The 22,340-nt window shown below is 50.7% G+C and carries 17 protein-coding genes; 13 read left to right on the forward strand and 4 right to left on the reverse strand.

Translation table 11 applies throughout. From position 1 onward, the window contains the following. Positions 1-8: 8 nt before the first annotated feature. Positions 9-2,249 (reverse strand): sensor histidine kinase, encoded by a 2,241-nt coding sequence (locus tag T458_RS52945; protein ID WP_023559237.1) that lies wholly within the window; start codon positions 2,247-2,249, stop codon positions 9-11. Beyond that, positions 2,227-2,919, reverse strand: coding sequence for a response regulator transcription factor (locus T458_RS52950; protein WP_023559238.1), 693 nt, complete (start codon positions 2,917-2,919; stop codon positions 2,227-2,229). The genes T458_RS52945 and T458_RS52950 overlap by 23 nt, the downstream gene beginning before the upstream one ends. A 188-nt stretch (positions 2,920-3,107) precedes the next feature. Between T458_RS52950 and T458_RS52955 the strand changes: the two genes are divergently transcribed. Together T458_RS52955 and T458_RS52960 are read left to right on the forward strand one after the other, a co-directional pair. After that, a complete protein-coding gene (locus T458_RS52955; protein WP_023559239.1) occupies positions 3,108-3,728 on the forward strand; it encodes a class I SAM-dependent methyltransferase in 621 nt (206 codons plus the stop codon). A 115-nt stretch (positions 3,729-3,843) separates the two neighbouring features. Next, complete coding sequence (locus T458_RS52960) at positions 3,844-5,070, forward strand: DEAD/DEAH box helicase (RefSeq protein WP_252989875.1); 1,227 nt, start codon at positions 3,844-3,846, stop codon at positions 5,068-5,070. An 82-nt stretch (positions 5,071-5,152) separates the two neighbouring features. On the opposite strand, the gene T458_RS52965 is transcribed toward T458_RS52960, so the two are convergent. Both T458_RS52965 and adh read right to left on the reverse strand, forming a co-directional pair. Beyond that, positions 5,153-5,494, reverse strand: coding sequence for a DUF779 domain-containing protein (locus tag T458_RS52965; protein ID WP_023559241.1), 342 nt, complete (start codon positions 5,492-5,494; stop codon positions 5,153-5,155). Between the two features lie 3 nt (positions 5,495-5,497). After that, the gene (gene adh, locus T458_RS52970) at positions 5,498-7,018 is read right to left on the reverse strand and encodes an aldehyde dehydrogenase (protein WP_023559242.1); all 1,521 of its coding nucleotides are present in this window, start codon (positions 7,016-7,018) and stop codon (positions 5,498-5,500) included. Positions 7,019-7,235: 217 nt separating this feature from the next. On the opposite strand from adh, the gene T458_RS52975 reads away from it, so the two are divergent. The 11 genes from T458_RS52975 to T458_RS53020 all read left to right on the forward strand — a co-directional run bounded on the left by T458_RS52975 (position 7,236) and on the right by T458_RS53020 (position 22,206). After that, positions 7,236-8,966 carry a sigma-54-dependent Fis family transcriptional regulator gene (locus T458_RS52975; RefSeq protein WP_031306243.1) on the forward strand — a complete coding sequence of 577 codons (1,731 nt, stop codon included), beginning with the start codon at positions 7,236-7,238 and terminating at the stop codon, positions 8,964-8,966. After that, entirely contained in the window at positions 8,963-10,837 is a 1,875-nt protein-coding gene (locus tag T458_RS0129475; RefSeq protein WP_023559244.1) for a sigma-54 interaction domain-containing protein, read from the forward strand. The genes T458_RS52975 and T458_RS0129475 overlap by 4 nt, the downstream gene beginning before the upstream one ends. Positions 10,838-11,029: 192 nt before the next feature. Beyond that, positions 11,030-12,106, forward strand: coding sequence for a tartrate dehydrogenase (locus T458_RS52980; RefSeq protein WP_023559245.1), 1,077 nt, complete (start codon positions 11,030-11,032; stop codon positions 12,104-12,106). 121 nt (positions 12,107-12,227) lie between these two features. Then, positions 12,228-13,523, forward strand: coding sequence for an IS110 family RNA-guided transposase (locus tag T458_RS52985; protein WP_023555147.1), 1,296 nt, complete (start codon positions 12,228-12,230; stop codon positions 13,521-13,523). Positions 13,524-13,932: 409 nt separating this feature from the next. Then, positions 13,933-15,357, forward strand: coding sequence for an aldehyde dehydrogenase family protein (locus tag T458_RS52990; protein WP_023559246.1), 1,425 nt, complete (start codon positions 13,933-13,935; stop codon positions 15,355-15,357). Continuing rightward, entirely contained in the window at positions 15,354-16,124 is a 771-nt protein-coding gene (locus T458_RS52995; RefSeq protein ID WP_023559247.1) for an SDR family oxidoreductase, read from the forward strand. The genes T458_RS52990 and T458_RS52995 overlap by 4 nt, the downstream gene beginning before the upstream one ends. A gap of 60 nt (positions 16,125-16,184) precedes the next feature. Next, on the forward strand, positions 16,185-17,249 hold the full coding sequence (locus T458_RS53000) for a TRAP transporter substrate-binding protein (RefSeq protein WP_023559248.1): 1,065 nt from the start codon (positions 16,185-16,187) through the stop codon (positions 17,247-17,249). Positions 17,250-17,310: 61 nt separating this feature from the next. Beyond that, entirely contained in the window at positions 17,311-17,778 is a 468-nt protein-coding gene (locus T458_RS53005) for a TRAP transporter small permease (protein ID WP_023559249.1), read from the forward strand. Positions 17,779-17,785: 7 nt separating this feature from the next. Further along, a complete protein-coding gene (locus T458_RS53010; RefSeq protein ID WP_023559250.1) occupies positions 17,786-19,060 on the forward strand; it encodes a TRAP transporter large permease in 1,275 nt (424 codons plus the stop codon). Between the two features lie 18 nt (positions 19,061-19,078). After that, a complete protein-coding gene (locus tag T458_RS53015; protein ID WP_023559251.1) occupies positions 19,079-20,440 on the forward strand; it encodes an FAD-binding oxidoreductase in 1,362 nt (453 codons plus the stop codon). A 137-nt stretch (positions 20,441-20,577) separates the two neighbouring features. Further along, complete coding sequence (locus T458_RS53020; protein WP_023559252.1) at positions 20,578-22,206, forward strand: formate--tetrahydrofolate ligase; 1,629 nt, start codon at positions 20,578-20,580, stop codon at positions 22,204-22,206. Positions 22,207-22,340 lie beyond the last annotated feature (134 nt).

The following is a 22,340-nucleotide window of genomic DNA, read 5'->3' on the forward strand; positions in this document are numbered from 1 at the left end:
GCTTTTTCTTATCGGTAACGAGTAAACTCGACAATCACTTTGAAGTAGTCTCCGTCAATTTCGATAAACAGCTTGCCGCCTTGCAGCTCGACGATGCTCTTGGCAATCGCGAGGCCAAGACCAGAACCCTCGGTATTGCGTGATTCGTCAGCTCGTTTGAAGCGTTCGAACAGCTCCTCGGCGTCAAAGTTGATCTCGTAGGCGGACACATTTTTGATCGTAAACCTTACTTTATCCGCAGATTCGGTCAAATCGACGTAAACGCGAGTATTGGGAAGCGAGTACTTCAATGCATTGCTGATCAGATTTTCAAAGACGCGCCAGGTTTTTTTGCCGTCCAGCGGAGCGTAAATCTTGCCATCTTCAATATTGGTTCGGAAGGTAAGCGAAGATTGCTCGATTTTATCACTGAACTCGGCCAGGGCCTGATTCACCAGTGCCGCTACATTTACTTGCTCGATATTTAATTCGACGGAACCGCTCGACATCTTCGCCGCCTCGAACAGGTCATCGATCAGCGCTTTCAGCCGATCAGTCTTCCGTTCGAGAATTTGTACATACTCCTTGCGCGTTTCTGGGGACAGATCCTCCCGTTTCAGCAAGTCGACATAATTGACGATGGAAGTTAGCGGTGTTTTCAAATCATGGGACACATTGGTGATCAGCTCCGACTTGAGCCGTTCGCTTTTCATCTGGTTGTCGAGAGAGCGTTTGACCCCTTGCTGGAGATTGTTCAGGGAATGAGCAGTGCTGGCCAGCTTGCCTTTGGTCTTTCCAGCATCAATCACGACATCGAAATTCCCGGCAGACATCTGTTCGACCCCGCGCGTGATCCGATTCAACAATGCGATGCGGCGCAGGATATAGGGCAGTACGAACAAGACGTAGAACACGCAATAAAAAAACGCGAGGAGAAAAGGCTCCAGATCCCTTTTTACGAAGTAGATCAAACCAGTGCCCGCAGCAACACAAAATCCAATCGTAAGGATAAAGATCGTCGCGAGCTTGAAAAACATTCCTTTGTCGGCAAAACTGTCTCGAAGGACCGCAAGGATTTTCAGGCTAATGCTGTTGTGCCATTGTTGGGTAAAGGCCTCTGGTTGCTTGAACATGATCCATGCTTCTAATACAAACAAGAGAAAATAGGCAGTGAACGGCGCCATCACGACAAGCGTAAAAACTTGACCCAATCCGATGGGGAGCGAGAAAAAGTTGGCCTCCAAGGAGTAGATCAGATAAAACAATCCTGCTGGCAGGAGCGAAACAAGCCGGATGTCCATTGGGATGCTGCGAAAGATGGACTGACTTTTCGTGATCATGGAATGTTCCAGTGCCTGGTTCTTTTTCAAATACCAGAAGAGTCCAGCTGCAAGGAAGAGAAACAATATCAATAAGACAATCTCTTTCAACAATCGATCGTGAATGGACTGATAATAATTGACGTCATCTATGATCTGATTGTAATAGCCTCCGTAATCGAATTCGCCAGATTCAAACTGGTTGGGGAGAACAGGTTCATAAGGATCTGCTTCCCGGGGGATATAGATAAGTCCTTCCCATTGGTTTTGCTGAAAAAAACGGTTCAGTCCCCAGTTTCGCTCCCCTTTTGGCTGGGGAATTTTGACGGAGATCAGTGCGCTTTGTCTGAGCTCAGTATCAGTAGGCTCGTGGTCCAAATTGGTATAGACTTTATTGTTTTTCTTGTCCTGAATGGCGTATTTAAATGTGCCATCTCGCAGAAGCAAATTGAATTTGACTGCCTCGTACTCTTTATCACGAGCAGCGATGCTCTCCTTCATCTTTGCATCGTAATCGGCCTCAATCTGTCTTTCCCTGCTGAGACGTTTGTTTTCTTTTTCCGCTTGAAGCAAGGAAACCTGGCTATCATTGCCTGCTGCGCGTGCTTCCTCTATTCGTTCGTTGTATTCTGCGTCTATTTCAGCTTTCAGCTGCTCGAGCTGATGTTCGCGCTCTTGATTAAGTTCAGACAGCCAATCACTATCGAGCTTTTGCTGCGCGGATTTGGTAGAGTAGTCGGCATAGTCTACATGGACCTGTTTGATTAACCGAGCGACAGTCGCCAATTCCTCAGAGATTAGATTACTGTTCCTGCTGATGAAATAGTCCTTGTCCAGAAAGCGACGGTTATCGTAGAGATTGGCCACGGTTAGCGCAAGGAGGGTCGTCACAAAGACAAAGCCAATCAGGGCAAGCGCCACGTAGCGTTTATTTTTCAATTTTGTATCCAATTCCCCACACCACTTTCAAGTATTTTGGTTCTCTCGGGTTGATCTCGATTTTCTCGCGGATGCGACGGACGTGGACGGCTACTGTATTTTCGGCGTTTAGATAGGGTTCCTTCCAGACGCGTTCGTAGATTTCCTCAATGGAGAACACCCGGCCAGTATGACTCATCAGCAATTCCAGAATCTTATACTCCGTGGCAGTCAGGCGTACTTCATTGTCGTCTACGGTGACGGATTTGGTCAGTTTGTTCAAGGTCAATCCACGAACACTGATTTCATCCTGGCTTTCCTTGTAGTGGCCCAGATTGGTGTAGCGCCGCAGCTGCGACTTGGCTCTGGCTACCAGCTCCAAAGGTTGAAAAGGCTTCGTAACGTAATCATCTGCACCGATGTTTAGTCCAAGGATCTTGTCGGTATCCTCCGATTTGGCAGAAAGCATGATAATCGGGATGTTTTTCTCCTGCCTGATCTTGAATGTTGCGGTAATCCCATCCATTTTGGGCATCATGATGTCGAGGATGATCAGATGAATGTCCTCTTCCTCCAAAATGGAAAGAGCTTCCAAACCATTTCCTGCTTTGAAGACGGTCATGCCTTCGTTTTTCAAGTAAATCTCAATTGCATCGCGGATTTCTGCTTCGTCATCGACGACGAGCACGTGATAGCTTTTCATACAACCTCCCACCTGTCTATACTCATGGTTTTTATCTTAGCGATCAGCATTAACAAAATAGTGGAGAAAACTCTTACAAATTTCTTACGAATCACGTTGGTAGAATCACGGCAGCCCGTTTTCTTTCCATGCGTGAACCGAATAAGGTAAGATGGGTGAAGAAAATCGAAGAAACGTGGTGATCATGATTGCTCGAATGGACGGGGGAACGAATCATTCCCAAGTTGCTGAAACCGACGAACGGCATGTTGCTGGAGCACATCGCCCGCTATTATTTTGCCACTCCGTACATCCATGGCAGGGTGCTGGACATCGCGTGCGGCACAGGCTACGGCAGTCATATGGTCGCCAAGGACCGCAAGCGCGAACTGATCCAGCTCGTCGCTGTAGATAACGATGAAGATACCATTGAATATGCCAATCGGGAGTATCACCATCAAAAGATCATCTATCAGCAGGCTGATGCGCTCGACCCGGATTTGCCCGGGAAGCTGGGAATGTTTGATACGATCCTGAGCTTTGAGACAATTGAGCATGTAGCCGATGATCGCCTTTTTATGGACAATCTCTATCAGATGCTGAAGCCTGGCGGAAAGCTGATCTTGTCCAGTCCATTTGGGCGGGGACGCGGGATGCCGACAAGCGAGCCTTTTCACGTCCATCAATTGACGCCTGCTGAATTCGAAGAGCTGTTCGACCGTTTTTCTGAAAAGGAGATTTACTACCAGCGCGGCGTGACGTTTGAGAAGCCGCGGGATGGTGTGCGCTATTTTATCGGCATCGCGGTGTGCACCAAAGCTGACCACTAAAGGAGGAGACGTTCTGGCTACATTTTTGTCACTGGGAATCGGTTTACCCTTACATGATACATTAAAAGCAAATGGAATCACGGAATCAACGCCTGTCCAGGAAAAGGCAATTCCTTTGCTGCTGGCGGGAAAAGATGTGATCGCGCAGGCACAGACGGGTACAGGCAAGACACTCGCTTTTCTTTTGCCGATTCTGGAAAAAGCTGACCCGCATGTCGAGCATGTGCAAGCCTTGATTTTGACGCCGACTCGGGAGCTGGCCTTGCAAATTACCACAGAAGCCAAAAAGCTGTTGGCTCAACTCGACGATATCCATGTGCTGGCGGTATACGGAGGGCAGGATGTCGAGCGGCAAATGAAAAAGCTGCGAGGCAAGAAGCAAATCGTGATCGCGACGCCGGGGCGCTTGCTGGACCATCTGCGGCGGGGAACGATCGAACTGTCGACGGTGTCGATGCTGGTGCTGGATGAAGCGGACCAGATGCTGCACATGGGATTTTTACCTGAGGTGGAGGAAATTATCGGCTGTACTTCAGGGGATCGGCAAACGATGCTTTTCTCTGCAACAATGCCGGCACAGGTGCGTTCACTGGCGAAGCGGTACATGCGCAATCCGGAAGATGTCCGCGTACAGGGGAAGCAGATTACGCTCAAGGATATTCGCCAAATCGCAGTGGAGACGACAGACAGGGCCAAGCAGTCTGCTCTCCGGGAGCTGATCGAACAGCAGCGTCCATTCATGGCAGTTATCTTTTGCCGAACCAAGCGCCGGGCCAGTGCCTTGAATGCTGCTTTGCAGGGGTATGGGTATCTGTCGGACGAGCTTCACGGAGATTTGTCCCAAGCCAAGCGCGAAGACGTGATGAAGCGGTTTCGCGAGGCCAGACTCCAATTGCTGGTAGCGACAGATGTAGCTGCAAGGGGTCTCGATGTGGAGGGTGTCACACACGTATTCAATTACGACATTCCGCACGATGTGGAGAGCTATATTCATCGAATCGGCCGAACAGGCAGAGCGGGGGAGCAGGGGGTCGCGATCACCCTGGTTGCGCCCAAAGACCGCATGCATCTGGAAATGATCGAGTCAGGAATTCGCATGCCCCTCGAAAAAAGGCGAATGGAGACAGCTCAGCCCAAGAAGGAGCAGACGAGTCAGGAATCACGCGGACAAAGAGGAGCAAAAGCGGAGCAGAGAAAAGAGAAGGGGCGTCCTCCGGTTCGGGGTCAAGGCGGCGGTCCGAGGAGTAACTCGGACAGCAGGCGCCAGGGCCAGAAAAAAAGGAGCCAGGCCGCAAGATCGGAACGACCGGCAAAGAGAAATGCCCGAACGCGATCACGCTAACAAATTTACAATAAATGGAAAAGACCGTCCGTGACCCGTATATGCAGGTCACGGACGGTCTTTTTTTCTTGTCTTTTGCTGCTCAAGAATCAGGAAACAGGCGTGAACGGGTAAGAAAACGCACTCCCTCTGGCCCTTCTAGCGAGAACATGCCGCCCCGCCCCTCCACCACGTCGATAATCAACTGGGTGTGCTTCCAGTACTCGTATTGGGCCTTGCCCATGTAAAACGGGCATTCGCCGATCTCGCCCAAGAGCACATCCTGATCCCCGATGAGAAACTCGCCCTGCGGATAACACATGGGAGAACTACCGTCGCAGCAGCCGCCAGACTGATGAAACATCAGCTTGCCGTATTTCGCCTGAAGCCGCTCGATCAGCTTGAGGGCAGCATCCGTTGCGAGCACTTTTTCTGCTGCGTTCATGGCTTAGAAGAATCCCAATGCTTGGTCGCTGTAGCTGACCAAGAGGTTTTTGGTCTGCTGGTAATGGGAGAGCATCATTTTATGGTTCTCGCGGCCGATTCCGGAGCTCTTGTATCCGCCGAACGCAGCGTGTGCAGGATAGGCATGGTAGCAGTTGGTCCAGACGCGTCCCGCCTGGATTTCCCGTCCCATCCGGTACGCGGTATTCATATCCCTTGTCCAAACCCCGGACCCGAGGCCGTACAGGGTGTCGTTGGCGATAGAGAGAGCTTCCTCGGTGTCCTTGAAGGTGGTTACGGATACGACGGGTCCGAAGATCTCTTCCTGGAAGATGCGCATTTTATTGTGTCCTTTAAAGACGGTCGGCTGAATATAATAGCCTCCGCTAAGGTCTCCCTCCAACTTGGCTGCCCCTCCGCCAATCAAGCAATCAGCTCCTTCCTGCTTGCCGATGTCGAGGTACGAGAGGATTTTTTCCACCTGCTCCAAGGAAGCCTGGGCCCCGATCATGGTTTCTGTATCCAGAGGATTGCCTTGCTTGATGCTGGCCACTCGCTTCAGAGCACGCTCCATGAATGGCTCGTAGATGCTCTCGTGAATCAGTGCGCGAGATGGGCATGTACACACCTCGCCTTGGTTGAGTGCAAACAGGACAAAGCCTTCGATTGCCTTGTTGAAGAAAGCGTCGTCCTGGGCGCAGACATCGGGGAAGAAGATGTTGGGAGACTTGCCGCCCAGTTCCAGCGTGACCGGAATAATGTTTTGTGAGGCGTATTGCATGATCAAGCGTCCGGTTGTGGTCTCACCCGTAAAGGCAATCTTGGCAATTCGGTTGCTGGATGCGAGAGGCTTTCCCGCTTCGAGACCGAAGCCGTTGACGACGTTGACAACTCCGGCCGGTAGCAGGTCGCCGATCAATTCCATCAGCACCAGGATGGAGGCAGGAGTTTGTTCTGCTGGCTTCAGGACGACGCAGTTGCCTGCTGCCAAAGCCGGAGCCAGCTTCCAAGTAGCCATCAAGAGCGGGAAATTCCAAGGAATAATCTGTCCAACTACGCCAAGCGGTTCATGGAAATGGTACGCGACTGTACCGTTGTCAATTTCACTGATGGTTCCTTCCTGTGCGCGAATGCTGCCTGCAAAATAGCGGAAATGATCGATCGCAAGCGGCAGGTCCGCTGCCAAAGTCTCCCGCACGGGTTTTCCGTTGTCCCAAGTCTCGGCTACGGCCAAAAGCTCCAGATTGGCTTCCATCCGGTCTGCAATTTTCAGCAAAATGTTGGATCTCTCCGCTACCGAAGTTTGTCCCCACGCAGCCTTTGCTTCATGAGCGGCGTCCAGGGCCAGTTCAATATCTTCGGCAGTAGAGCGAGCCACCTCGCAAAACGCCTTGCCAGTCACAGGGGTAACATTTTCAAAGTACTCTCCTTTGACTGGCGGAACCCATTTTCCTCCGATGTAGTTGTCGTAGCGATTTTTGAATGTCACCTTTGATCCGGCTTGGCCGGGCTGTGCATAGATCATGCGAACGCCTCCTCACATTTCTCTTGTGCCTTTCATCCCGTTATTCAGCAAATCCTATGCCATCAGCGGCAAGCACCGAGATTATCAAGGTTTCCAAGACATACAGCAGGATACATTGTTCCGAAGCGGAGCAGTAACCGTTCCATATTGGAACAATGTGCAGAGAATGAATCGTGTTATACTGAAGGAGAATGATTTTTTGTGGGAGGGAAGGGAAGTGTCGACGATTGTTCAGCAATCATGGAAACGCTGCCAAGCATCGAACCTCAAAGCCACGGAGAACGCATACGATCAGATCATATCCATGAGTCGAATCAAAGAAATCATTCGAGACAACCATCTCCTGATTCGCACGAGTCTTCCCCTGTTTGAAAGGCTGGAGCCCTTCTTGGCAAATACGGAACACATCGCCCTGCTTGCTGACAGTGACGGCAACATCATACATACGGTAGGAGATCCGACGTTTGCCGACCACGCGCAAAAAGTACAACTGCAAATCGGCGCGAACTGGAACGAGGGCTTCAAGGGAACCAATGCCATCGGCACGGCCTTGATTGAACGGGTGCCTGTCCATGTGCAAGGGGAGCAGCATTACTTTCTGGAAAATCAATTTCTGACGTGTTCAGCTTCGCCCGTTTTTTCCGCTGCTGGCGAGCTGTTGGGCGTCGTGAATATCAGCACGAGAAAAGAATACAACCATCCGCTGGCCATGACCCTGGTCTGCATGGTGGCCGAATCGCTGCAAAATCGTTTTCTGTATGCCGAAGCCGATCGGGTTGTGGCCTTGCCCCATGCTGATGCCCGTACTTCGTCGCGTTCTTTGCCGTTGATCGGATTGGATCGGGATGATCGCATCGTGGGGATCAACGAGTCCGCGAAGAAGCGTTTGGGTGCGGCTGTGCTCGGCAGCGAGATGCCGCAATTGGACAAAGGAATGGACCGTACCATGAAAGACAATCGCAGAAGGATTTGGCCATCCGCCAAAACGGCGGGGGTGAAGCCATTTCCTCGCTTGGCCGGGAGCTGTCCGCATTTTCTGCAAGCCAAACTGATGGGGCAAAAAGCAGCCCTTGTAGATTTCCCTGTGTTAATTCTGGGGGAGAGTGGGACGGGCAAAGAGTTGTTTGCCCAGATGATCCATGAAATGGGGTCGCGGTCCAATGCTCCGTTTATCGCCGTAAATTGCAGCGCAATTCCGGAAAATCTGATCGAAAGCGAATTGTTCGGCTACGAAGGCGGCTCATTTACCGGAGCACAGCGCGAGGGGAAGATCGGGAAATTTGAGGCGGCGAAGAAAGGAACCATTTTTCTTGATGAAATTGGGGACATGTCACTGAGATCGCAAGCAGCTCTATTGCGTGTCCTCCAGGAAAAGGTGGTGACCCCCGTCGGCAGCAATCAGCCGCGTCCGATTCATGCAAGGGTGATTGCGGCTACCCATCGGCATTTGCCCGATGAAATCAAGGCTGGCCGTTTTCGCGCTGACCTGTACTATCGGCTCAAGGGAGTCATGATTCAGCTGCCGCCGCTTCGCCAGCGCACAGATATTCTTCCGCTGGCAGAGCACCTGCTGCGACAGCTCACACCCGGTAGTTCTGCGAGCATTTCCAGGGAAGCCCAAGAGCTGCTTGCTGCCTACGCCTGGCCCGGCAATATCCGCGAACTCCAGAGTGTACTGATTCAGGCTGCTTTTCTGGCGGACGGGGGAGACATTGAAGCCGTCCATATCCAATTGGAGGGGCCGGACGAAGCAGGTGATTTCTCTGTTCGAAAGCAAGAGCTGCCTTCCTTGAAGGAATCGGAAATGGAGGCCATCAAACGCGCGATACGGACGACGGGAGGAAATGTCAGTCAGGCAGCCAAGCTGCTGCAGATCGGCCGCAATACTCTTTACCGAAAATTGGCGGAGTACCGCATTTCTTTGCCTGCTACCTGGGAGGATGTATGATTGCTTTTTATAAAGTAGACAAATCCGCAGAGACGAAGTTTGCATCTTTGCTGGATACAGATGATTATCATTTCGAGTTTTTTTCTTCCATTCAGTCTATCACGGATCATCGCATGACCCCTTCTGTTGTGATTGCCCCTGAACCTTTTGTGCATGAGTTCGCTCCCTACGCAATACCTGTCGTCACGTTGTCGATTGATATCAGAGATATTCGAGACAAGGTTGCCAGACTGCGGAACAAGGGAAAGCATTTTTCACGTGTCGTCTTGTGCGCGTCTGCCAAAGAAAGAGATTGGCTGCAGAAGGAGCACGAGTTGGAGCCTGGTGGAATCGATTGCCCTTGCCAGTTTGTAACCAACGAGTTCCTTAGCCTGCAAGCCTCCGAGGAGCCGGCTATCTATCTGACACCGGTATGGGATGCTCAGAGCCTCCGGGTCAGGCCGCCGTCAGGAGAATGGCAGGTGGTGGAGCCGTCTTTGGCTACCTTGACTCGGGCTTTGCAGCAAGCTCTATCACTGGAGGCGTATCAACGGGAGCGGCGGCGGGAGAAGCTGCTTCTGGAGGCTGTCGTCGATTCCCTGCATGATGCGGTGATCGCGGTAGATCGTCAGAGCCGGATTATTTTGGTCAATGAGCAAGCGAAGATGCTGCTCGGTCTGTCAGGGGATGTTCTGGGCAGACCAATTACCGATTACATCCCGCATTCCGACATGCTGCGTGTACTGAAAACCGGGCGGCAGGAGTTAGGGGACGTAGCGACCGTCATGGATCGTTCCATCGTCATCAATCGCATTCCCGTCATTGTGAAGGACCAGGTGGTGGGTGCGGTCTCCAACTTCAAAGAGATCACCGATATTCAGAAAATGGAGATGTCTGTCCGCAAAAAGCTGCATGACAGCGGTTTGGAGGCCCGGTACCGACTGGAAAACATTATTGGCATCTCGGAGACGATACGAGAGACCAAGCAGCAGGCAGCCCTCTTTGCCAAAAGCAATGCAACGGTTTTGATCACGGGAGAATCAGGTACGGGCAAGGAGTTGTTTGCGCAGGGGATTCACCTGGAAAGCGGGCGAGCGTTGGGACCGTTTCTCGCGGTCAACTGCGCGGCATTGCCGGAAAGCCTTTTGGAGAGCGAACTGTTTGGCTATGAAGAAGGCGCTTTTACCGGAGCGAAAAAGGGAGGGAAGCCGGGTCTGTTTGAATTGGCCCATGGCGGGACTCTTTTTCTGGATGAAATCGGGGAAATGCCGTTGCGGATTCAGGTGCATCTGCTCAGGGTGCTGCAGGAACGCCGCGTCAGACGTGTCGGCGGCGAGCGGATCATCCCCATCGATGTCCGCATCATCGTAGCTACCAATCGGGATCTGGAGAGGGAAATCGCGAAGGGGCATTTCCGCTCCGATCTTTATTACCGCATCAACATGCTGAACCTGGAGGTGCCGGCTCTGCGGGAACGCCTGGACGATATTCCGGCGTTGCTGGAGAGCATGATACAGGAAATGAACGAGCAGCATGAGCAGAAAATAGTAACGCTGGAATCCGCTATTTACCCGTTGCTGCAAGAGCATCACTGGCCCGGAAATGTGCGCGAGCTGCGCAACGTGGTCGAACGAATGGTGCTGCTCTCGCGTGATGGAAAGATACATGCCAAAGATGTGGCGCTTTTATTTCAAGGAAAGAAGAAAAGCTGGAAGGCCGAGTATGAAAATGGTGAAGCGGGGATGACAAACACCGATGACGAGAGCCCGGAGGCTGCGAGAATCAGGAGGGCTTTGGAGAAAGCCAAGCACAACCGGACTTTGGCAGCCAAAACGTTGGGGATGGACCGCACCACCCTATGGAGAAAGATGAAGCAGTACAGAATCGAGTGAAAGTGTTGCAACAAATCGTTGCAACACTTTGTTTTATTTTGCATTCCTGTTTTACTAATAACTTCATTGATTTAACTGAATTGAAAGCGTTATCGGGTTTCGACACGATTCTAGGTAAATTGGCATGATTTCTGCAAGTTATAATAGCGTTGAATTGTCTAAATATTTTGGTGATTATGAGGAGGGAGTCGATTGCAACATTATTCGATCGCAGTGATACCAGGAGACGGAATCGGTCCCGAGGTTATGGATGAAGGCTTGAAAGTCCTGAAAGCGATAGAAGAAAGCCACGGGGGAGTCAGGTTTGCCTGTGATGAAAAGCCATGGAACTGCGACTACTACTTGAAAAATGGCAGAATGATGCCGGAGAATGGTTTGGATGTGCTGAAAAATTATGACTTGATCTTGCTGGGCGCGATCGGAGCTCCGGGAGTGCCAGATCATATATCTGTCTGGGAATTGATTCTTCCCATCCGCAGAGCCTTCCAACAGTATGTCAACCTAAGACCAGTCAAACTGCTGCGTGGATTGGAAAGCCCGCTTCGCTACAAAAATCACGACGATCTCGATTTCGTGGTCGTACGGGAAAATACAGAGGGCGAGTATTCCAACATGGGCGGCCGGATGCATCAAGGCACCCCTTATGAAATGGCTGTGCAAAACAACGTATTTACTCGCTATGGCACCGAGCGAATTATCAAATACGCGTATGATCTCGCTGAAAAAAGACCGAAAAAGCGGCTGACTGCAGCGACCAAATCAAATGGAATCAACCACTCCATGCCGTTCTGGGATGAGATCGTCAAGGAAGTCGGAAAAGATCATCCAGGGATCCAGACAAATCTCTATCATATCGATGCGTTGGCAGCATATTTTATTACCCGTCCGGAAGAATTCGACGTCGTGGTCGCGAGCAATCTGTTCGGCGATATTTTGACCGATCTGGGTGCTGCTGTCGTCGGTGGTTTGGGGCTTGCTCCTTCAGCCAACATCAACCCGGAGCGCAACTTCCCGTCCATGTTTGAGCCGATCCACGGATCTGCACCGGACATCGCAGGCAAGGGAATCGCCAATCCAATCGCGCAGATCTGGAGTCTGAGCATGATGATGGATCATCTGGGCCATTATGAAATCGGGAAAGTGATTCTGGACGCGATCGAACAAGTGCTGATCGACGGAAAGGTACAGACACCTGACCTGGGAGGCCGTGCAACGACGAAAGAATTGGGCGACGAGATCGTTCGTCAAATCCACCTAGCTACTCGCTAGTATAAAAAAAGGAGCCATTCCTGTAATGAATGAATTTGGGGTTTGAATAAAAAAAGCACCTTCTGTAAACTGGGAAACGTTCCGTCCAAAGAACAATTACCCGTACAGGAGGTACTCCACAATGAAGTATAAGCAATCGAAAAAGCAGAATCAACGTATTCAACAAATTACCGAATTAACCCTTGTTGTCGGTGCAGATATTGCCAAGAAAACGCATGTTGCCAGAGCTGTCGATTTCCGCGGAATCGAGATTGGTAAGGACTGTGTGTTCGGCAATGACCATTCTGGCCTGACGAAACTCGTTTCGTGGATGAAGGAGCTTCAGCGGCAATACGCCAAGACGGATATCATCTTGGGCATTGAGCCAACCGGACACTACTGGTTTCCACTGGCCGAATTTCTGCATCGAGAAAACATCAAAGTCGTTATCGTGAATCCTCATCACGTCAATAAAAGCAAAGAACTTGAAGACAATTCACCGACGAAGAATGATTACAAGGATGCTAGGTTAATCGCTGATTTAGTTCGCAATGGCAAGTACAGCGAGCCCAAATTGCCTACGAGCGTTTATGCCGATCTTCGTATTCTCATGAACCTTCGAGAGAAGGTGATGGTGAACTTCGGTCAAGTCCAACGGCGTATCCAGAACTGGCTTGATCGCTTCTTTCCGGAGTACAGCCTTGTGTTTAAAGATTGGGAAGGAAAGGCCTCGCTCATCACGCTTCGTGAATTTCCGACGCCACAGGAGATTGTATCGCTTGGCGCGAGTACAATCGTGAACCGATGGAAGGAAGACGTGAAGCGAGCGGTTGGCTCCAAACGTGCAGCGCAACTCCTACAAGCTGCCACAAACTCAATTGGACTTACCGAAGGGCTGACGGCGGCGAAAATCGAGCTCAAGGCCTTACTGGAACAATATGAACTATTCTCAAGGCAACTTGAAGAAATCATGGCGCAAGTGGAAGCATTGCTTGCACAAATTCCAGGTACAAATGAAATGCTGACAGTACCAGGAATCGGCGTTGTTACGCTGGCGGGCTTCTTGGCTGAAGTTGGTGATCTTAGCGGTTATGACCATGGGCAGCAGATCATCCGTCTTGCTGGATTTAACCTCAAAGAGAACAGTTCCGGCAAGAAGAAGGGCAAGTCCACGATTACCAAGCGTGGACGATCCCGACTAAGAGCCTTGCTATTTCGGGCGATGATGCCGATGGTCGCCAAAAACGCCGAATTCAAGGCGTTGCACCATTACTTTACGAAGCGAAGTCATAATCCGCTCAAGAAGAAGCAGTCTATAGTGGCACTCTGCGGGAAGCTCATTCGCGTACTGTACACACTAGGCACGAAGTGCATTCCGTACAATGCGTCCGACGTATTAGGACCTGTACGCCAGTCCCAAATACAGATGGTAGCTTAAATTCAAACGATATTCTCGTTTCTCACAAGAGCTTGGAAGTAAACCAATGACAACAGAAGCACGGAGCAGCCGCAGGATCTATTCCGTAAGGGCAACGACCCAGTAAAGGAGCAAGAAGCGGCGTCCACACCTTGAGAGGCAGAACGAAGGAATGTAAGGGCGAAGACCCAGCGTGACATGGGAGGGTAAGCCGTCAGGGGAATGGAGTGGATATCCAAATGTGCGGTCATACGATTTACCAATAGATTGGAAAAAAGATTCGAATCTTTATTCCCGCCACCGGCTCATCCAGAAAAATATTCCATAATTACATGCTTCGCCCACTTCTCTGGAATGTTGATGGTTGAAAATCTAAGAATGAGTGAGCAAACGCGAGAAAACATTAATTTATAGTGGGAGGAGAAGGAGAATGTCTACACAAACCTATGATCTGTATATCGATGGTGAATGGGTAAAAACAGAGAACTATATCCCGGTGTACCATAAATTCACCGGTGCCACCATCGCGCAAATCGCAAAAGCGGAACAGCATCATGTCAACGCAGCGGTAGAGGCAGCACACAAAAAGTTTAAACGAGACTCGCTTACTCCGTTTCAACGGTATAAAATCTTGTTAAAAGCATCTGAACTGATGGAAGAGCGTCGCGATGAGATGGAACTGTCCCTGATTCGGGAAGTCGGGAAGACTCGTAAAGACGCGATGAATGAGCTGGACCGCACGATCAACACCCTGCGCCTGTCAGCCGAAGAAGCGAAGCGCATCCATGGGGAAATGGTACCGCTCCAGTCTACAGAAGGTTCGGAAAACAGACTGGGCTTTACCATCCGCGTGCCCAAGGGGGTCATTGGGGCCATCACGCCATTTAATTATCCGCTGCTGCTCAGCACGCACAAGATCGCCCCTGCTATTGCGGCAGGAAATACGATCGTCGTGAAGCCAGCGACTGTAACTCCGATCGCTACCTTTTTGCTGGTAGCTGTGCTGGAAGAAGCCGGTCTGCCAAAAGGGCATATCAACATCGTGACCGGAGCGGGAAGCCAGGTAGGCGAATGGCTGCTGGATGAGCCGAAAATTGCCATGTACACCTTTACCGGATCGGGTGAAGTGGGTCGCCACATCAAAGAACGCAGCGGCATGCGTCCGGTAGCGTTGGAGCTGGGCAACAACTCCCCGAACATCGTTCACCTGGATGCCGATCTTGAACTGGCAGCCCGTCAGACAGCAGCCCGCAGCTTCCACAACGCCGGTCAGGCTTGCATCGCGGTCCAACGTATCTACGTACACGAATCGGTCTTGCAAGAGTTCACGGATCTGTACGTCTCCGAAGTTCAGAAATTGAAGGTCGGCAATCCTGAAGATCCGGACACTGATGTAGGTCCAATGATCAGCGAAAAGGAAGCAGCACGTACCGAAGAATGGGTGCTGGAGGCGATCAGCCAGGGTGCCAAGTCTTTGATGCCTGTAAAACGGGAAGGCGCTTTGTTCTATCCAGCTGTCATGGTCGATACCAAGCCAGAAATGAAAGTCGTCTGCCGGGAAGTGTTCGCTCCGGTTGTGACAATTATTCCATACAGCGATCTGGACGAAGCGTTCGCGGAAGCCAATAATTCCGAATACGGTTTGCAAGCAGGCATCTTCACTCGCGATTTACATATTGCGATGAAGGCCGCGCGCGTGTTAGAGTACGGTGGCGTAGTCATTAACGATGTATCCACCTACCGCAATGATGTCATGCCTTACGGCGGTATCAAAAACAGTGGTCTGGGCAAGGAAGGGCCGCGTTATGCAGTCGAAGAGATGACAGATGAACGTATGGTGGTGATCAATCTATGAATAGAGAGCTTTTGCACGGAAAAACAGCGATTGTAACCGGAGCTGCTTCTGGCATGGGGAAGGCAATTGCCAAACTATTTGCACAAGAAGGCGCCAATGTGGTTCTCGCCGATCTGAACAAGGACGCGGCAGCCAGTGTGGCGCAAGAGCTTCCGGAAGGCAAAGGACACGCGGTGCAAACCGACGTAGCCAATGATGAAAGCGTAGCCGCGATGGTGGCTGAAACGGTGAAAGTATACGGTTCGGTCGACGTACTGGTCAACTGTGCCGGGGTACCGCAGGCATTCACCCCGATCGAAGAGTTGACGCTCGAAATGTGGGATAAAATCATGTCCGTGAACACGAAGTCGATTTTCCTGACTACACGGCATGCTGTACCGCATATGAAGGCTGCCAAAAAAGGAAGCATCATCAATATCGCATCGATTGCTTCCATCCGGGCTCGTCCGGGTCTCAATGCGTACTGCGCTTCCAAAGGAGCTGCAGTGATGCTGAGCAAAGCCTTGGCATTGGAATTGGCTCCTGACCAAATCCGTGTCAATGTAATCAACCCTGGTCCAGCAGAGACCCCCATGCTTGGGAAGTTCATCAACGGAGATGCCGAGACAGTGGAGGCAGGGAAAAAGGAAATTTTCATCGACAGCGTTCCGCTTGGCAAGCTGATCCAGCCGGAAGATATCGCGCAAGCAGCGCTCTATCTGGCTTCCGATCTCTCGAAAATCGTGACGGGAGAGGTCATGAATGTAGACGGAGGCAGAGGCATTTAACTTTGGTATTACAGCAATACACATATATAAAAACAAGAAATGCAAGGGGGATGTAAGACGATGATGAAAAAGAAGTGGGGGCTCGTACTGTCGAGCCTGATGTCTGTATCGCTGTTGTTGACGGCGTGCGGAGGTGGCGGCGGCCAGCAGGCGGCTCAGCCATCCGGACAAGCCCCGGCAGCACAGACAGAAGCGCCGAGTGCTGATGATGGAAAAAGCTATGTGTTTAAAGCAGGCCACTCCCTGACGGAGGACCATCCTTACCACGTAGCAATGAAAGATATGGCAAAGAGAGTAGAAGAAAAATCGCAAGGCAAAGTCAAAATCGAAGTGTACCCACTCAGCCAATTGGGTGCAGAGCGTGAACTGACAGAGGGACTGACACTAGGTACTGTGGATATGGTGATTACTTCCACCGCACCTGTGACCAACTTCTATCCAAAGCTGGGCGTGCTTGACCTGCCATTCCTGTTTGAAAGCCGCGAACATGCATATAAAGTGTTGGACGGCAAAGTAGGACAGGATATCCTGAAAGACATCGAAAGCGCAAATATCGTTGGTCTTGCCTGGGCCGAAAACGGCTTCCGCCACGTAACCAATGGCTCCAAAGTGGTGAAGACACCAGCGGACCTGCAAGGAATGAAGCTGCGTACGCAAGAGAACCAAATCCACTTGGCTGCATTCGAAGCCATGGGCGCGAAGCCAACTCCAATGGCTTGGACAGAAGCGTTGACAGCTCTTCAATCAGGTGTAGTAGACGGTCAGGAAAACCCTGCAATCGTTGCAAATACTTACAAGCTGTTTGATTCCAAGCAAACGCACATGTCTTTGACCGGCCATGTGTACTCTGCTGCTATGATCCTGTTCAGTAAACCAGTTTGGGACAAGCTCCCTGCTGATGTGCAGACTCTGATCGCAGAAGAGGCGAAGGTAGCAGGCCAGCAAGAACGTGAACTGATGATCAAAATGGAAGAAGAATCTCTGAAAGCTCTGAAGGATCAAGGAATGGAAATTACGGAAGATGTAGACAAGCAAGCGTTCCGTGATGCGATGAAACCGGTATATGAGAAGTTTGCCGGACAAATCGACCAAGACTTGCTGAATGAAATCCTGAATACAAAATAATAGCGGAGGGGAGGAAGCGGTCTGCTTTACTCCCCCCTTTCCCTGAGAAAGGAGAAAACGGATGGGCAAAATCATTTCCTTCTTTAATAACATTACTCGATACCTGGTGGTAGCCATCATGAGTATGATGATTGTCGCCGTCTTCTTGCAGGTATTGTTCCGGTTTTTCCTGGATCAGCCCCTTGCATGGACGGAGGAGTTAGCCCGTTATCTGCTGGTTTGGCTGACGTTTCTCGGCTCCGCCTATGCGATGTCTATCAAAGCGCATATTGGTACGGAATATATTCAGAAATTTTTGTCACCACTTTGGAACAAAATTGTTTTGACTGTGGCAGCTCTTCTTACCATCTCGTTTTTTGTCGTTATGATTCAACAGGGCTATCTGTTATCGGTGAGAAGCATGACCCAGACATCTCCAAGCTTGCTCATTCCCATGGGCTATATCTACATGGTGATCCCGATCAGCGGTGTATTGCTCATACTGAATGTCCTCCATGTGACATGGAAAGACATAACCGGGAAGGAGTGAAAAGATAATGGGTACGATGTTATTTTTAATATTGCTGTTTCTCCTAATTATTAATGTCCCAATTGCAGTTGCGCTTGGCTTGTCCGTAGTGGCAGTCTTTATGATTGAAGGGAATATTCCTCTTCTTGTAGTGATTCAAAAAATGTTTAATGGGACAGACTCCTTCCCGTTGATGGCCATCCCATTTTTCCTATTAGCAGGTAAGTTAATGGAGACAGGCGGGATCTCTGCCAGATTGATCAACTTTGCCAATACGATCGTAGGGAATTTGCCGGGTGGACTGGCTATTGTGGCCGTCATTGGTTGTACGTTTTTTGCAGCAATCTCCGGCTCGTCGGCAGCGACAACAGCAGCAGTCGGCGGGATTTTGATTCCGCACATGGTCAAAAAAGGTTATGATATCCGATTTTCTTCGGCTCTGCATGCTGCGGGTGGAACCATTGGCGTCATGATTCCGCCAAGCGTACCGATGGTTCTGTATGGAGTAGCGGCAAGCACATCCATTAATGATTTGTTTATCGCCGGGATTGGGCCGGGGATTCTCGTCGCTATTTCGCTGATTGTTTATTCGATTTGGGTTAGCAAGAAACATGGTTGGGGTGGTGGAAGGAAGTATTCCGCCGGTGAAATATGGAAGTCATTCAAAGATGCCATTCTCGCAATCATGATGCCAGTTATTATCTTAGGCGGCATTTACGGAGGAATCTTTACATCGACAGAAGCGGCTGTTGTGGCTGTAGTCTACGGCTTGGTAGTCGGATTGTTTATCTACAAGGAGATCAAATGGAAGGATCTGGGTGGAATTTTCACCAGCTCTGCCAGCTTGACCGCAGCGATTATGCTGATTATTGCCACAGCCAACTCGTTTGGATTCCTATTGACACGAGAAAATATTCCTCAGGAAATTGCTCAATTTATGCTGGGGATTACTGATAGTCTTTTCATCACTCTCTTGATCATTAACGTCTTCCTTTTGATTATGGGAACGTTCATGGAAACGTCGGTTATCATCATTTTGTTGACTCCTATTCTGTTGCCTATTATTTTAGCGCTGGGTGTCGATCCAGTTCTGTTTGGTGTTATCATTGTAGTGAACTCTGCTATCGGAATGCTGACACCGCCGGTGGGGATCAATCTTCTGGTCGCCGGCAAGATTTCGGGGTTGCCGAATACAGCTATTGAACGTGCTGTCATTCCGTTCCTGATCATCATGATCGTCGATTTGATGCTGATCACCTATGTGCCAGAGATCAGCATGTTCCTGGTCAATCTGAGTAAGTAACGAAGGGGAGAAAGCTACGTGAGTTATATCGAAGAATTGGTAGGTTTGCTGGGAAGCGAACGCGTCACAACCAATCCAACCGTTCTGGAACACCATAGCCATGACGAATCCTACCATACGCCTCATTTGCCTGAAGTTGTCGTATTTCCGCAAACAGCGGAAGAAGTCAGCAAAATCATGAAGTTCGCAAATGAGAAGCGAATTGCCGTAACGCCGTTTGGAATGGGCAGCAGTCTGGAGGGACACGTCATTCCCTACAAAGGCGGAATCAGCATGGACTTCTCGCTGATGAACCAGGTGCTGGAAGTGCGCCCGCAAGACTTCCTGGTACGTGTGCAGCCAGGTGTAACACGTATGCAACTGAACAAAGAGTTGAAAAAGCACGGATTGTTTTTCTCTGTGGACCCAGGGGCTGATGCGACAGTGGGCGGAATGGCAGCAACCAACGCGAGCGGAACCACTTCCGTACGCTACGGCGTGATGCGCGATAACGTTCGCGACCTAGAGGTAGTACTGGCAGATGGACGCATCATCCGTACGGGCAGCATGACAGCGAAATCCTCTTCCGGCTATCATCTGACTGGTCTGTTTGTCGGTTCAGAAGGAACGCTGGGAGCTTTTACGGAGCTGACGCTGCGCGTATACGGCATTCCCGAAGCCACGATGGCAGCTCGCGCCAGCTTCCCGACCGTTCAGGATGCTGTCAACACCGTCGTCGATATCCTCTCCGCTGGAATTCCGGTAGCGCGGATTGAATTAGTAGACGAGCGCTCGATCCGCCAGGTGAATTTGTTCAAGGAAACAGATTACCCGGAAAGCCCGACACTCTTCATCGAGTTCCACGGCAGCGAGCAAAGCTTGCAGCATGATATCGAATTTGCGCAAGGCATCGCGGGCGAGCATGGCTGCACCCAGTTTTTGTTCGAGACCGATTCCAAGGCTCGGGCGCAGCTCTGGGATGCGCGTCACAACATGGCCTATGCATTTGTGCATAAATCGCCAGGCAAAAAAATGATGGTCACAGACGTATGTGTGCCTTTCTCCGAATTGGCAGACGCGATTGTGAATGCTCGTGAAGCCATTGATCGCTCGGGGCTGGACGGCGCGATCCTGGGTCACGTCGGGGACGGCAACTATCACGTCATCCTGATGATCGATCTGAACGACAAAGACGAGGTGGCGCGTGCGGACAAACTGAATGCGCATCTGGTCGAATATGCATTGCAGCGAGGCGGTACGTGCACCGGCGAGCACGGTGTCGGAATCGGGAAAATGAAATATCAACGCAAGGAGCACGGGGCGGCTCTCGACGTGATGCAGTCGTTCAAACAGGTGCTGGACCCGAATGGAATCTTGAATCCGGGTAAAATTTTTGGGTAAGACCACCTTACAAAACAACCTTCTTTTGGCATATCATCTGCTTGAGGGAGGTTGTTTTTCTTATTGTCAAAGGAGTTCAGGATTTGCTTGTGGAATGTAGGTTTGTACGCCATAACATGAAATGCAGGGGGATTCGGATGAAACCGATTGTCGAGATAGCCAGGCAGATAGGGATTTCAGAAGAAAATCTGGAGCAATATGGGAAGTTCAAGGCGAAGCTGGCGGATGAATTGTGGGATGAGTTGAAGGAGCGCCCCGACGGGAAGTTGATTCTGGTCACGGCGATGAATCCCAACCCGGCAGGGGCCGGTAAGACGTTGACCACGATTGGATTGTCTCAGGCTCTTAATCTGATCGGGAAAAAGACAGTGGCTGCGCTGCGAGAACCATCCTTAGGTCCATGCATGGGAATCAAAGGCGGGGCGACAGGCAGCGGAAAGGCACAGATACTGCCGGCAGACGAGATCAACCTGCATTTTACGGGAGATCTGCATGCGATCACTTCTGCGCATAACCTGTTGGCTGCGATGATAGACAACCACATTCATCACGGCAATACGCTGCGCATCAATCCGAAGAAAATTGTCTGGAAACGGGCGATGGATATGAATGACCGTGCGCTCCGTCAAATCGTAGTCGGTTTGGGAGACGGCAACGGCATTACTCGCGAAGATGGCTTTATGATTACCACCGCATCGGAAATCATGGCCATTCTATGCTTGAGTGAAAATCGGGAAGATCTGCGGGAGCGGCTAAACCAGATCATTATCGGCTATGACACGGACGATCAGCCGGTGCGCGCCCAGGATATTCAGGCGGTCGATGCGATGTGCGTGATGCTCAAGGACGCCATCAAGCCAAACCTGGTGCAGACCATCGAAGGTACCCCGGTTCTGATTCACGGAGGGCCTTTTGCCAATATTGCCCACGGATGCAGCAGTGTCGTCGCCACGAAAACGGCATTGAAGCTGGCGGATTACGTGGTGACGGAGGCTGGTTTCGGTGCCGATCTGGGTGCCGAGAAGTTCTTCGATATCAAATGCCGTCAAGCAGGTCTGACGCCTTCTGCCGCCGTAGTCGTGATTTCGGTTCGCGCCTTGAAGTTTAACGGCGGGGTCAAGGTCGCCGATCTGGAGACAGAGAATTTGCCTGCCGTGAGACGCGGTTTTGAGAATCTCAAACGACATATCGAAAATATACGTAAATTCGGTGTCCCGGCGGTTGTAGCGGTAAATCATTTCATTACCGACACCCAGGCTGAGGTGGAAACAGTATTTGAGCTTTGCCAGGAGCTGGGTGTAGAAGCGGCTCTCTCCCGTGTCTGGGAAAAAGGCGGCGAGGGCGGTGTAGATCTTGCTGAAAAAGTAGCCCGTGCTGCCGAGCAACCGTCACAATTCCGTTTTCTGTATGATGAGCAGCAATCCGCTAAAGAGAAGGTGGAGACGATTGTCCGGGAATTATACCGGGGGTCGGGAGTCACTTTTTCGCCAGCAGCGTTGAAAACCTTGCAAAAAGTGGAGGCTATGGGGCTGTCCCATCTGCCAGTGTGCATGGCGAAAACGCCGTATTCCTTTACGGATCGCCCGGAGATTTTGGGAGCGCCGACCGATTTTACGATCTCGGTCAGCGAGATCCGTCTTTCAGCGGGAGCAGGGTTTCTCGTCGTTCTGACAGGTAGTCTGATGACGATGCCGGGGCTGCCGAAGAAACCGGCAGCGGAAGCGCTGCGAGTAGAACAGGACGGAAGGATCACAGGGCTTTCTTAGATTTTGACAGCAAAAAAACAGAAGGGTTGGTACGAGGGTGTGCCGACCCTTTTCGTTCATTCAGAGGACGATCTCGATTCATAAAAAAGACTTTTATCGATAAAATAGACTGAATATTTCGTTAATTAATGATA

The organism is Brevibacillus panacihumi W25, assembly GCF_000503775.1.
In the GTDB taxonomy this organism is placed as follows: Bacteria; Bacillota; Bacilli; order Brevibacillales; family Brevibacillaceae; genus Brevibacillus; species Brevibacillus panacihumi_A.

Bases quoted from the DNA above. Each gene is read 5' to 3' on its own strand.
- T458_RS52950 (WP_023559238.1), bottom strand. From the start codon at position 2,919: ATGAAAAGCTATCACGTGCTCGTCGTCGATGACGAAGCAGAAATCCGC.
- T458_RS52965 (WP_023559241.1), bottom strand. From the start codon at position 5,494: ATGAACGCAGCAGAAAAAGTGCTCGCAACGGATGCTGCCCTCAAGCTG.
- adh (WP_023559242.1), bottom strand. From the start codon at position 7,018: ATGATCTATGCACAGCCCGGCCAAGCCGGATCAAAGGTGACATTCAAA.
- T458_RS0129475 (WP_023559244.1), top strand. From the start codon at position 8,963: ATGATTGCTTTTTATAAAGTAGACAAATCCGCAGAGACGAAGTTTGCA.
- T458_RS52985 (WP_023555147.1), top strand. From the start codon at position 12,228: ATGAAGTATAAGCAATCGAAAAAGCAGAATCAACGTATTCAACAAATT.
- T458_RS52990 (WP_023559246.1), top strand. From the start codon at position 13,933: ATGTCTACACAAACCTATGATCTGTATATCGATGGTGAATGGGTAAAA.
- T458_RS52995 (WP_023559247.1), top strand. From the start codon at position 15,354: ATGAATAGAGAGCTTTTGCACGGAAAAACAGCGATTGTAACCGGAGCT.
- T458_RS53000 (WP_023559248.1), top strand. From the start codon at position 16,185: ATGATGAAAAAGAAGTGGGGGCTCGTACTGTCGAGCCTGATGTCTGTA.
- T458_RS53005 (WP_023559249.1), top strand. From the start codon at position 17,311: ATGGGCAAAATCATTTCCTTCTTTAATAACATTACTCGATACCTGGTG.
- T458_RS53010 (WP_023559250.1), top strand. From the start codon at position 17,786: ATGGGTACGATGTTATTTTTAATATTGCTGTTTCTCCTAATTATTAAT.
- T458_RS53020 (WP_023559252.1), top strand. From the start codon at position 20,578: ATGAAACCGATTGTCGAGATAGCCAGGCAGATAGGGATTTCAGAAGAA.